Origin of the sequence: Maribacter stanieri, from assembly GCF_900112245.1 — a bacterium.
Lineage (GTDB): Bacteria > Bacteroidota > Bacteroidia > Flavobacteriales > Flavobacteriaceae > Maribacter > Maribacter stanieri.
On the sequence record NZ_FOYX01000001.1, the window covers coordinates 1,578,921 to 1,591,910 of the forward strand.

Consider the following 12,990-nt stretch of genomic DNA (forward strand, 5'->3'; position numbering starts at 1 on the left):
CTGTTCGAAATTGAACAGACCTTGTTCATGATTATTATTCCCAACTATAATTTTTAGAAGCAGCTTGCTTTTTTATCGCTTTAATCATAGCATTTTCTAATTCGCCAGATTTATCATTGGTTTTGTTTTTAGAAATATAGGCTAATCTCTTTGTATTGTATTCTCGTATCTCTTTTTGAATCTGCTCTCTTTCAATTTTCTTTGTATCTACAAAGGTCTTTATTTCCTTTTCACTTTTGCCTTGTAACTCTGCTGGCAGTTCTTCATTTTGTATAGAACTTATTTCGAATTCTTCATCTTCATAGGCATCAACTAAATCCCATTTTTTGTTATTGTAAAGCCTAGAACTTTTACTTACTGCTCTTTTAACTGCAACAGCCTCTTGCATTTCTAATGCATTCTCATCTTGTGTCGCTTGAGCCATATATTTCGCTTTACCCATAGATCCATATGATATGTAGGTTTTATTCAATTTTGAATTTAGTTTTATAATAATATCGTCATAGGGTGTGGTAATATGCACAACCTCTTTGTTATGATCAATAGCCATATACTCACCACCTGTTAGTGCTGCGCCATTTTTCCAATCTGAACTAATTCCTAATTCATAATTTCCGCAGAAAATAGTATTAACAACCACATCTTTTTCATTGGCATTTGCAAGCGCTGTTCTATAATTGTATCTGCCTTGGTCAAAAGGTTCATTACCGGCAATAAAAATCATTCGAAGTAAGTCTGGATCTTTGTTCCACGGTAATTGATGTAGAGAAGTCTGTAGAACCTTTCCACAATATTCTTCACCACCATTGGTTGTCAAAGAGAATAATTTTTCGGAAATCTCATCTAAATCACTGCTGAAACCTAACACTTGCTGAATATAACCCTCACCGGCAGAAAGATAGTCATTACCATATTGGTATAACGCAATTTGTAATTTTGGTCTTGTATCATTTCCACACTTGGCTAAACTAAATTCGTTTACAATTTCCCATAATTGAGTTTTTGCTTGGTTAAGTAGCCCGTCCATACTATTACTAGTGTCTAACAACAGCGCTATTTGAACAATATTTTCCTTAATCGGTACTGTTGTTTCCGTAGCGTGTGCAATTAGTTCAATAGGCTTTTTTTTATCACTTATATTGCATGCAGATATTGTAGATAAGGTTAGCATCGCTAAGCCTAATGATCCAAATTGTTTAATAGTTTTCATACTTTTCGTTTTAAATTCAATGCTAAACTAAATGCAAAGAATTTCTAGAAATAACTAAAATGAGTGAAGAGGTCTTTTCACTTAGTAAAGTAATACGGAGAGTTTGTGAAGCAATGAAATTCCCAATTAAAAGTGCAATTTTCGGTTATTCTGTATTTTTTTGTACCATTATAATCAGCTAAGTTTACAGTAATCATAACTGATGAAAACTTATTTAAACTACATATTGTTTTTTTTGCTTCTGGGTACGTTAACCGTAAAATCCCAATCGCAAAATGATGCCCTAAAGTTTAATTTAAAGGGCAGAGTAGAGGTTAGAAATAGCGGGAGACCTATATCTGGTGTATCTATATCTAATGATATGGGGAATTTCGTAATAACCAACGGGCTTGGGGAATTTGAAATTAAAACTAGAATTGGAGATCAACTTATTATAGAACATGATGACATTGAGACGTTAAGGTATGATGTAGAGAAAAATGATGATGTTTTAATTCTAGTTGAAGATTTTGAATCATCTGCTATAAGTAGCAGGTCTAAATCATTGCCAGATATATCTATTAAACATCAACAATTGCTCGATTCGGCAGAAGAATATAAAGCAGATGATATTGAAAGAAGTATTGATTTAGTAGCTCAGTCCATATCTATTTTAGGTAAAAGAGGAAGGAAAAAAGAACTGGCACGTTCTCTCTCTAAATTAGGGGAGATATACCAATACCATAAGCAGCTAGATTTAGCGATTGATAATTATGAGGATGCTTTAGAAAATAATAAGACCATTGCTACTTCTTTACTATTGGCCAGGGCGTATAATCTAACCTCAAGGTATAGTGAGACTATATACTTATTGAATCCGTTATTGGAAATCAAATCTATGCCACCATACCAAAGTGCATTACTTTATGAATTATTGGGAGATGCCAATAAAGGGGAAGGTAAAGATCTTGTTGCTATAGAATTGTATAATAGAGGTTTGTTAATTGCAGATAAGAATCAGTTGACTCCAAAAATGATTGATCTTAATTCGAAAATTGCGGATACGTATTCTTTAGGTAATCAACCAATGGAAGCAGAAGCCTATTATGATAACTCACTTGACCTAGCTACTCAATCAGCACCTAAACGAGCATTACAGGAAAAAGAAAAAGTTGCGGATTTTTATAATACAAAAAGTAGGTTCAATGAAGAGATTACGATGCGTAAAAGTAGTCTTGAAGAGCTGAAGAAATTGAAGTCACCTAATACGGGCGTAAAAAAATTAGAGCTTGGGGATACCATAACATCACAACGTATAAATTATAAAATCGCAAACGCATATATTTCTCAAGATAAGTATAACGAAGCCATTCCTTTTTTAGAAAAAAGTATTGTTGAAGCAGGTTCAGATGATGATTTAGTAGTACAAAAAGATGCTACAAGAAAATTATCTGAAGTATATAAGGTAAAGGGAGATTTTACTAAAGCACTAGATACGTATCAGAACTATGTAGCATTAGTAGATTCCCTATATGTACGTAAAGAACAGGAGATTTCTAGGGCAACTCGTTTTAATAGGGAAATTGCAAATGCACAAAATAGACTTACAGGTTTAGAGAAGGAGAGAGAACTATCGCAGAGTAAGTACGACTTAGCTTTAACTGAGCAAGAATTAGTGCAAGAAAGCAACAAAAGACAGCAGTTGGTCATTTACTCTTTAATATTTGGACTGTTACTTACTTTATTGGCGGCATTTTTCTTTTATCGTAGTAATCAACAACAGAAATTAGCTAATAACTTATTGGCGCTAAAATCGTTGAGGTCACAAATGAATCCGCATTTTATTTTCAATGCTCTAAATTCTGTAAATAATTTTATTTCTAAAAGCGATGAACGAAGTGCTAATAGATACTTAAGTGATTTTTCAACCTTAATGCGTTCGGTGCTCGAGAATTCAGAAGAAGATTTTATTCCGTTAGAAAAAGAATTGCAACAGCTAGAGCTATATATAAAACTAGAACATTCAAGATTTGAAGATAAATTCGATTATCGCATAGATGTTGATGAAAATGTACAGGTTTCTAAATTTCAAATACCACCAATGCTATTGCAACCTTATATTGAAAATGCTATTTGGCACGGACTAAGGTATAGAGATGAAAAGGGAGAATTGTTGGTGACGGTAAAAGAGAACAGTGTAGATTCTATAATTATTAGTATTACAGATAATGGAATAGGGAGAAAGAAATCGGCAGAAATAAAAACTCAAAATCAAAGGAAGCAGAAATCTAAAGGAATGGGTATTATTAAAAAACGTGTCGCTATTTTAAATGATATGTATACAGATAAAGTAGATATTAAAATTTCAGATTTGCAAGCTGATGGTATCGGCACAAAAGTGCTTTTCATATTAAAAAGAGAAAAATGAGTTTAAGAGCAATTTTAGTAGAAGATGAAGCTAATAGTAGAGAGATTTTAAGAAATTATATATCTAAATATTGCCCTAATGTCAATTTATTAGGTGAAGCGGCATCTATTAAAGAAGCTTTGGCGCTTATAGAGAATAATGAATTGGACCTTGTGTTTCTTGATGTTGAAATGCCTTTTGGAAATGCTTTTGATTTACTTGATCAATTACCAGATAGAACTTTTGAAACTGTATTTGTAACAGCATATGATCACTACGCTAAAGATGCTCTAAATAACCATGCGGCTTATTACTTAACAAAGCCAATAAATATAGATGAGCTAATAAATGCAGTGGACTATGTAGAAGGGGTACGTGAAAAAGAAGCTAGTTTAGAAGGTGAGGTGCTTAGTACGAAAGCAAACGGAGTAGAAGGTAAGCTGACATTACCACAGCAAGACGGATTTCAAATATTGAATATAAGTGAAATTCTTTATTGTAAGGCAGATGATAATTATACTGAAATCTATTTATTGAATAAGAAGATTTTGGTGAGTAAAACGTTAAAGTATTTTGAAGATGCTTTAACCGAATATCCTTTTGCACGGGTACACAAATCTTTTCTGGTAAATGTAAATGAAGTTGTAAAATACAGAAAAGGAAAAGGAGGGAGCGTTGTAATGTCCAACGGAAAAGAAGTAATGGTTTCAGCATCAAAAAAGAAAGATTTCCTATCATATTTTAATTAATGACTATAAATGATAAAAGCTGTTAGAGGTAAAGAGCCCATTATTGGGGAAGATTGTTTTATTGCTGAAAATGCTACAATTGTTGGTGAAGTAAGCATGGGAAAACAATGCAGTGTGTGGTTTAATGCTGTATTACGTGGAGATGTTCATTATATTAAAATGGGAGATAAAGTTAACGTGCAAGATGGAGCTGTAATTCACTGTACGTACTTAAAATCACCAACAACGATAGGGAATAATGTTTCTATTGGACATAATGCGCTTGTGCACGGGTGTACTATTCATGATAATGTGCTGGTTGGTATGGGTAGTATTATAATGGATGATTGTATTGTAGAAAGTAACAGCATTATTGCAGCTGGTGCGGTATTGACAAAAGGAACACATGTGCCATCTGGAAGTATATTTGCCGGTATGCCCGCTAAGAAAATAAAAGATATTAGTCCTGAGTTAAGTTCTGGTGAAATCAACAGAATTGCCGAAGCGTATACCATGTATTCTGGCTGGTTTAAAGATTCAGAATAAATTCAAATAGTCAATTACTTATGGCAATCTAGCTAAAATACGTACTTTTGATCCACCAAAACTAAAAGTTATGAACGCGTATGTTTTTCCTGGGCAAGGTGCTCAATTTGTTGGAATGGGGTTAGATTTATATGAGAAATACCCTATTGCTAAGGAGTTATTTTTAAAGGCAAATGATATTTTAGGATTTAATATTACCGAGGTAATGTTCAATGGTACTGCTGAAGGTTTAAAAGAAACTAAAGTAACCCAACCTGCTATATTCCTACATTCTGTTATTTTGAGTAAAGTAATGGGAGATTTATTTAAGCCAGATATGGTTGCAGGTCACTCTTTAGGAGAATTTTCTGCACTGGTAGCAAATAATACTTTAAGTTTTGAAGACGGACTAAAGCTTGTTTCGCAACGAGCATTGGCTATGCAGAAAGCCTGTGAGATTAAACCATCTACAATGGCTGCTGTTTTAGGATTAGAAGATGACATAGTTGAAAAAATATGTGCAGAAACTGAAGGAGTTGTGGTTGCTGCAAATTATAACTGTCCTGGTCAATTAGTGATCTCTGGAAAGGTAGCTTCAGTAGAACAAGCTTGTGAAAAATTAAAAGAAGCGGGAGCAAGACGTGCATTAATGTTGCCTGTAGGTGGCGCTTTTCACTCTCCTTTAATGGAGCCTGCAAGAGAAGAATTAGCTGCAGCCATAGCAAATACAACATTTTCTACGCCTAGCTGCCCTATTTATCAAAATGTACCTACCACTGCGGTAAATAGTGCAGATGAGATTAAAAAGAATTTAATGCTGCAATTAACAGCTCCAGTTAAATGGACCCAAAGTGTACAGCAAATGGTAAAAGATGGTGCTACAATTTTTACGGAAATTGGGCCTGGTAAAGTATTACAAGGTTTGGTAAGAAAAATTGAACCATCAGTTACAACACAATCCCCAGAGCTTACGGACTAGGCGTTGTTTCCTTAATAGTACCATTTAACCCATAAATCCTTTTTTCAACTGTTTCTGAGAGGTTTACCTTGATTTTTTTGTAATATTGAGGCCCTCGTTTTTGGTTGTGGATTTAGAACATCCTGCAGCCTTATTCTTGGGAATGATAAAGAATGCTATGAAAATAAGAGAATATAACAGTTTGTTTAATACTATTTCTAATAGTGCTTTCAAGAAATTTCTACTCGTTTTTGGATTTCTTTTTTTAGGGGTTTTTTCGCAGAGTGCGAATGCTCAAAACGTAACTATTGAGAAAATAGGCGATGCTTTTGAAGAAGATGAGGTATCTGGTAGTTTTAGAATTAATGTTGTTAATCCTGGATTTGGGAATGGTAACGTAACCGTTAAATATAATGTGTTAGTTGGTAGTACGGCTATATCCAATATCGATTATGTAGAGTTAGATGAAGAAATTGATATAAATTATAATTTTGCCGGGGTTGGTAGTGCAACTGTATTTATTGTGGTTGATGATGATAATCTCGTTGAAGGTGAAGAAACTATTACTATTGAGTTAGTTGAAGATGAACCTAATTATTTTATAGGTGTAAATAACGAGATTACAATTAATATAGAAGATAATGATTTTGGTGAAGTTTCAGTTATTGCCAACCGCCCAGAAACAAATGAAGATGGTACAGGTAATAATGGTCGTTTTAGAATAGAGTTAAGTGAGATAAACAATACAGGTGGCGATATAATTGTAGATTATACCTTATCTGGTACGGCAATTCTAGGAGCCGCACAAGATTATACAATCTCAGGTAGTGCGATTATTGAAGACGGTGAAAGCTTTTCAAATATCAATATTATACCTAATGTCGATTTATTGATAGAGGGAGATGAAACAGTAATTATAGAGCTTGTAAATGTAAATAGTAATGCTTTTACAATAGGTACCCTTGATACTGCAACGGTTACCATAATAGATGATAATGTTGCTGAAGTTTCCATTGCATCAACAGATGCAACAGCAAATGAGAGCCCGTTAGGCACAGGTTCTTTTACTGTAGATTTAGGTGCGACTAATAATACAGGGTCTGCAATTATTGTTAATTATATTACGAGTGGAACAGCAACTTCAGATACGGATTTTAATGCATTAAATGGTTCTGTTTCTATTAATAATAATCAGAGTACAGGAATTGTAGTTGTAACACCTATTAATGATACTGATATAGAGAGTAATGAAACAGTAGTTTTAACACTTGCCGCGGGTGCTGGTTACACTGTTGGTACACCAGATAGCGCAACTGTAATTATTGTAAGTGAGGATAGTTATGTTGCACGAATTACGGCATCAGATGCTACTGCTGCAGAAAGTAATGGGTCTGTTTCTCCTGGAGAATTTACTGTTAGTTTAAGTGCTCCAAATAATACTGGTAGTCCAATTATTGTTAATTATGCTATTACCGGTACTGCTGCCAATAGTACAGATTATACTACTATAAATATTAATGCCGTAAGTATTGCTCCCGGAGAGCAAGAGGCTGAAATCGATATCTTGCCAATAGATGATCAAATTCAAGAAGGAACTGAAACCGTAATTCTGACACTTTCCGCTGGCACCGGTTATGAACTGGGTGCGACAAGTACACGTACCGCTACAGTTCAAATTAATGATAATGATCAGGCAACATTAACAATTTCTAATGAGTCTATAAATGAAGATGATGCTTCTGGTGAGCTTGTTTTTGATGTAGTTTTAGACCTGGCGGTTGTTGGAGGTACTACGGTACCTTATTCATTTTTCGATGATACGGCTATAGGAGGTGGTATAGATTATACAGGAACAAATGGTTCGTTAACTTTTACTGGTACAGCCAACGAAACAAGAACTATAACTGTGCCTGTTATTAACGATGCTATTTTAGAAAATACAGAAACATTTACCATTCAATTAGGCTTACCTACAAATAATGTACAACGTGTAAATGGCGGAACGGCAACAGGTACTATCCAAGATGATGACAACTGTGTTGCGGCGCCAATTTTAGATGTGTCAGTTTCAAATATTTATTGTGTAGAAGCTGCGGGTGATGATTTTTCAGCCAACTTATTTGATTTTACGAGTAGTGCGGCTCCTGCAGGAACGGTTTTAACTTGGAGTAGAGTTTCTAATCCATTGAATACTAATTCACATTTAACTGTAGCGGAAGCCCAAGATGTAAGTTTGCCAGCCTCTTATTATGGCTTTTTCTACGATGCAGCTAATGATTGTGCAAGTGGTACTATTGAGGTTCAAATTGTGCGTAACGTACTTCCACAATTGGTTACCATTAATGATAATGAACGTTGTGGACCAGGAACGTTATTGTTAAGTGTAGAACCAAGCGATGGTGCTTCTGTTAATTGGTACGATTCAATTGAAGCAGTTACACCAATAGCCACTGGCGAAACATATACAACTCCTTCTTTAAATGCAACTGCTACTTATTACGTGGAGGCAACGGAAAATGAATGTACTACTGATCGACAACCTGTAATTGCTAGAATAGGCTCTCAAGCTTCCACTGGAACTGCACAGAATGGTTCTATCTGTAATGTTGCGGTAAACGGACTTACGTCTATTGATTTAGATACTAGACTCAACGGGGCTGATCCTGGGGTTTGGGTATTTGTATCTGGTCCTGAGACTAGTGTGGATTTAAGTTCTACCAATGTTGTAGATTTTGAAGGACTTACTTCTGGTGCCTATATTTTCAGATTTACAACCACAAATTCTACAGCACCTTGTTTGAACCCTACAGTTGATGTTACAATTAATGTAAGTGATTGCGAGACTGATGATGATAATGATGGACTTTTAGGAGGTCAAGAAGTGGTTCTGGGAACTGATTCTAATGACCCAGATACAGACGGTGATGGTATTGAAGATGGTGTAGAAGTTGGTGATGATATTGATAATCCGTTAGATGAAGATGGTGACGGAATCATTGATGCTTTAGATTCTAATACTGCAGATGCTGATAATGATGGTGTAAATGACCAACAAGACCCTGCAAATAATAATCCATGTATTCCTAACCGCTTTAACGGTAGTTGTGATACTGATGGTGATGGTATTTCAGATTTGGACGAACAAACAAATGGATCTGATCCAGATGATCCTTGTGATCCTGTGGCAACTCCAAATTGTGATGATCCAATAGATTTGGAAGTATTGAAATCGGTTGACAATGTAGATGCATTAGTTGGTGATACAATAATATTTAAAATTTTGGTTACCAACTTGTCAGATAGAACGGCAAGAGCAATTGTAGTAGGGGATCTTTTAGAACTAGGTTTTGATTTTGTTTCTGCAGATTCTGCAGATTACGATGAGATTTCTGGAAATTGGAATATAGCCGAACTTAATCCAGGTCTGTCTCTAGAACTATCAATTACTGTAATTGTAGCCGAACAAGGACCGTATACAAACACTGCTACTTTGCTGGAGTCTATTCCTACTGATAATAACCCTGCAAACGACGAAGCTACTGTGTCGCTAAATACGGAGGCGCCAGAAGGCGTTGATCTTAGAATAGAAAAAGAAGCTAGACCAGATAAAGTGTTGATTGGAGATGAAGTTGAGTTTGTAATTAGAGTAACCAATATTTCTGAATCGGATGTGGTTACGGATATTGTTGTGAATGATTTGATACTTATTGAAAACGGATTTGAATTCGTCTCAGCCGAATCTGATTTTAATGGAACTTATGATGAAGCTACAGGAGAATGGAACATTCCTACTTTAAGCAAGGATGAGACTGCAACTTTGAGAATTAGGGCTAGAGTACCTGGGGTAGGTACTTATACCAATACAGCAAATATTGTAAGGTCAACCCCAAGAGATAGTAATGCACTTAACAATGAGGCAACTGTTGAAGTTGAGGTAATTCCAAAGAGTATTGCTGATCCTGGATTCCTTTTCAATCAATTCTCACCGAATGGAAATAATCAAAATGAGGTACTTCGCATTAATCGAACGTTAACAGATTCAGAAACAGGCGCGCAAGTAGAAGTTAACTTGCAGTATAAGATAAAAATATACGATCGCTACGGTAATCTTGTTTATGAAACCGAAAAAGTAAACGATAGCGATGTTTGGGACGGAACTTATAAAGGAAAAGAAGTGCCTAAGGGAACTTATTTTTATATTATGAATTATAGTGTTAATAATCAGCCCGCAATTCTTGACAAAGGGTGGATACAGCTTATTAGATAAAATAAATTATGGATTATAACTTTAATAAATCGAGTTATACTATTGCTCTTGTACTATTTTCTCTGGTAAGCTTTAATGCATTTGCACAGAAAGAACCGCAGTACACGCAATACATGTATAATATTGGTAGTTTTAACCCAGCTTACGTAGGTACTGTAGAAACGCCTGAGTTATCTGGATTGTATAGAGCTCAGTGGATAGATATTCCTGGTGCGCCAAGAACTTTTCGTTTTGGAGCCAACTTACCTTTTAAAAATGAAAAAGTAGGTTTAGGACTAAATATAGTCAATGATGAATTGGGTCCGGCAACCCAAACCTATGCAGATATATCTTATTCTTATCAAATAATGGTAACTGATGAGACAAAATTGTCTTTTGGTATTGATGCCGGTGGTTCTTTTCTTAATGTAGATTTTTCGAAAGGAACTTTTGAAAACCCTGGTGAAAATCTTAATGAAGAAATGTTAAGTAAATTCTATCCGACTGTTGGTGCCGGTGCTTTTTTATATTCAGAAGATTGGTATTTAGGAGCTTCTGTACCTAATTTTTTAACCGAAGGTGTATATAATGATGAAGTTGCATCTATAATAGAAGATAAACTTCAGTTTAACTTCATTGGGGGTTATGTTTTTGAGCTTTCGGAAAATCTTAAATTTAAACCTGCATTTTTGGTGAATACCATATCGGGTTCACCGGTCAATGTAAACTTATCGGGTAATTTTTTAATTTCTGATGTAGTTACTGCGGGTGTTTCCTATCGTTTAGAAAATGCGTTTAGTGGGTTAGCGGGCTTTCAAATATCCAATCAATTGTTTGCAGGGTATTCTTATGATTATAATACAAATTTGCTTGGTGAATTTAATAATGGATCACATGAAATTATTCTTAAATTCTATCTAGGAAGAAAAGGACCATCAAAATCTAAAGGAAATAGTGATAAGAATGCAAAAGGTAAACCAAAGCAAATTGATTCGCCTCGATTCTTTTAAAGTGAACTAAAATGAGATTTAAAATAATCATAGTATTTCTAGTTTTTATACCATTTCTAAGTACGGCTCAAGACAAAAAATCGAAAGCCGATAATCTTTTTTATGGTTATCAATATGAAAAGGCAATAGCAGCTTATAAAAGTGAAATGCAAAAAGATTCATTAACTAATAATCAGTTATTAAATCTTGCAGATTCTTATTTCAGCACCGGTAACTATGACAGTGCATCTGAGCTTTATTTAAAGGTAAATAAGAATGATACGATCATGTCTGTCAATAGATTTAATAAAATGTTGCAAAGTCTTTCTAAGAACTCAGAGAAAGATCGGGTAAAAACTTTTCTTAGGTCAAAAGCTGACAAGTTATCTCCTGAACTTCTAGAGAATGCAGAGTTTAACTATAGTCTTTTAGAAATTCCTTCTAACAATGACAATAGTACTATACGAGATTTGGCTGTTAATAGTCCGCAAGGAGATTTTTCACCTGCATTTTACAAGAATGGAGTATTGTTTAGCAGTAGTAGAGGTAGAAATACAAAAAATGTATATGAACCTACTGGAGAATCATATTTAGATATTTATTTTGCTAGATTAAGTTCTAATAATCAGTTGGTAGATGTTGAAACTTTCAGTGAAATACCTGCTACTGATTTTCATAAATCTACGCCATACTATTCAGATAAACTTTCTACCTTTTTTTACATCCTTTCAAATACTGAGGAAGGGGAACTTCGTTATGATGAAAATGGAAAAAATTCATTGGCAATAGGTACATTATCTGATACTGGAAGATTTAGATTTATACTAAAGGACTTAAGTACATCATTTTATTATCCTTACTATGATGATAATACGGACCGCCTATTTTTTGCAGCAAACTTTGATGATAGCTATGGTGGTACAGATTTATATTATGTATACACCAATAATGGACAAATAATGTCTGCTCCAATTAATTTGGGTCCAAGAATAAATTCACCGGGTAACGAAATTGCTCCTTATATTTTCAATGGAAGCTTATATTTTTCGTCTGATATTTTCTACGGTTTTGGTGGTATGGATGTTTATAAGGCTAATATGTTGCTTAATGATTCTTTTACAATTCCTGTCAATTTAGGAGAGGGGATTAATTCTACGTCAGATGACTTTGGTTTTATTATTAAAAATGATGAAATATCAGGATTGTCTGGGTTCTTTGCGTCCAACAGAAAAGGTGGTAAAGGTGGAGATGATTTATATGCTTTTAACTTTAAGAATGATCCTGGACTAAAAACTTTTGCTCTTGGAGGAAAGGTAGTTAACTTAAAAAATAAAGCAGGAATAAAAGGTGCTCAGGTAAGGTTATTGAATCAACAAGGTGATGTTATAAAAGAAGTAGCGTCTACTGCAGATGGTAGTTTTAGGGTTGAAGTACCTTGGATGTCACAAATTACTATTCAAGCTATGAGTGACGGTTATTCCATTTTTTCAACTACATATTCTGAGGAGGGTATGGAAGAGATTCAAAATGCTTCTTATAATATGGGACTCTCGAAAATGGAAGATTTAGTTACTGAGATTGAAGAGAAAACTGTGTTAAAATTAAACAAGTTTTATTTTGATAAAGGTAAATCGACATTAAACCCACAAGTTGAAGCTGAATTAAATAAGGTAGTAGATGCAGTGGTTCGTTTTCCACAAATGAGATTGAGAATACAATCTCATACAGATAGTAGAGGTAGTAATTCTTACAATAAAAAACTATCTCAGCAACGTGCAGATACTATAAAAGATTTTCTATTGAAAAACGGTCTTAATTCAAGCAATATTATCGAAGCAACAGGATACGGTGAAGAAATGATTGTAAACAATTGTAAAAATGGGGCCTATTGTTTAGATTTTCTTCATAAACAAAATGAACGCACATTGTTTGTCGTAGAATAATAGAT

8 protein-coding genes are annotated in these 12,990 nt (G+C 34.5%); 7 read left to right on the top strand and 1 reads right to left on the bottom strand.

What is annotated here, in order from left to right; translation table 11 throughout:
* Positions 1-34: 34 nt before the first annotated feature.
* On the bottom strand, positions 35-1,210 hold the full coding sequence (locus BM296_RS06740; protein WP_091902339.1) for a vWA domain-containing protein: 1,176 nt from the start codon (positions 1,208-1,210) through the stop codon (positions 35-37).
* 202 nt (positions 1,211-1,412) lie between these two features.
* Between BM296_RS06740 and BM296_RS06745 the strand changes: the two genes are divergently transcribed.
* The 7 genes from BM296_RS06745 (at position 1,413) to BM296_RS06775 (ending at position 12,985) form a co-directional block, all read left to right on the top strand.
* Positions 1,413-3,617, top strand: a complete 2,205-nt coding sequence (locus BM296_RS06745) for a histidine kinase (RefSeq protein ID WP_091902341.1) — start codon at positions 1,413-1,415, stop codon at positions 3,615-3,617.
* Positions 3,614-4,345: a LytR/AlgR family response regulator transcription factor gene (locus tag BM296_RS06750; protein ID WP_091902343.1), complete on the top strand. Its 732-nt coding sequence runs from the start codon at positions 3,614-3,616 to the stop codon at positions 4,343-4,345. The genes BM296_RS06745 and BM296_RS06750 overlap by 4 nt, the downstream gene beginning before the upstream one ends.
* 9 nt (positions 4,346-4,354) lie before the next feature.
* A complete protein-coding gene (locus BM296_RS06755) occupies positions 4,355-4,870 on the top strand; it encodes a gamma carbonic anhydrase family protein (RefSeq protein ID WP_027064932.1) in 516 nt (171 codons plus the stop codon).
* 70 nt (positions 4,871-4,940) lie between these two features.
* The gene (gene fabD / locus BM296_RS06760) at positions 4,941-5,828 is read left to right on the top strand and encodes an ACP S-malonyltransferase (RefSeq protein WP_091902345.1); all 888 of its coding nucleotides are present in this window, start codon (positions 4,941-4,943) and stop codon (positions 5,826-5,828) included.
* A gap of 157 nt (positions 5,829-5,985) precedes the next feature.
* Positions 5,986-10,074, top strand: a complete 4,089-nt coding sequence (locus BM296_RS06765; RefSeq protein ID WP_177214927.1) for a Calx-beta domain-containing protein — start codon at positions 5,986-5,988, stop codon at positions 10,072-10,074.
* Positions 10,075-10,082: 8 nt separating this feature from the next.
* Positions 10,083-11,063, top strand: a complete 981-nt coding sequence (locus BM296_RS06770) for a PorP/SprF family type IX secretion system membrane protein (protein ID WP_027064930.1) — start codon at positions 10,083-10,085, stop codon at positions 11,061-11,063.
* Between the two features lie 11 nt (positions 11,064-11,074).
* On the top strand, positions 11,075-12,985 hold the full coding sequence (locus BM296_RS06775) for an OmpA family protein (protein WP_091902349.1): 1,911 nt from the start codon (positions 11,075-11,077) through the stop codon (positions 12,983-12,985).
* Positions 12,986-12,990 lie beyond the last annotated feature (5 nt).

Excerpts from the sequence above, each read along its gene's own strand:
- BM296_RS06775 (WP_091902349.1), top strand. The coding sequence starts at position 11,075 with ATGAGATTTAAAATAATCATAGTATTTCTAGTTTTTATACCATTTCTA.
- BM296_RS06770 (WP_027064930.1), top strand. The coding sequence starts at position 10,083 with ATGGATTATAACTTTAATAAATCGAGTTATACTATTGCTCTTGTACTA.
- BM296_RS06740 (WP_091902339.1), bottom strand. The coding sequence starts at position 1,210 with ATGAAAACTATTAAACAATTTGGATCATTAGGCTTAGCGATGCTAACC.
- BM296_RS06765 (WP_177214927.1), top strand. The coding sequence starts at position 5,986 with ATGAAAATAAGAGAATATAACAGTTTGTTTAATACTATTTCTAATAGT.
- fabD (WP_091902345.1), top strand. The coding sequence starts at position 4,941 with ATGAACGCGTATGTTTTTCCTGGGCAAGGTGCTCAATTTGTTGGAATG.
- BM296_RS06745 (WP_091902341.1), top strand. The coding sequence starts at position 1,413 with ATGAAAACTTATTTAAACTACATATTGTTTTTTTTGCTTCTGGGTACG.
- BM296_RS06750 (WP_091902343.1), top strand. The coding sequence starts at position 3,614 with ATGAGTTTAAGAGCAATTTTAGTAGAAGATGAAGCTAATAGTAGAGAG.
- BM296_RS06755 (WP_027064932.1), top strand. The coding sequence starts at position 4,355 with ATGATAAAAGCTGTTAGAGGTAAAGAGCCCATTATTGGGGAAGATTGT.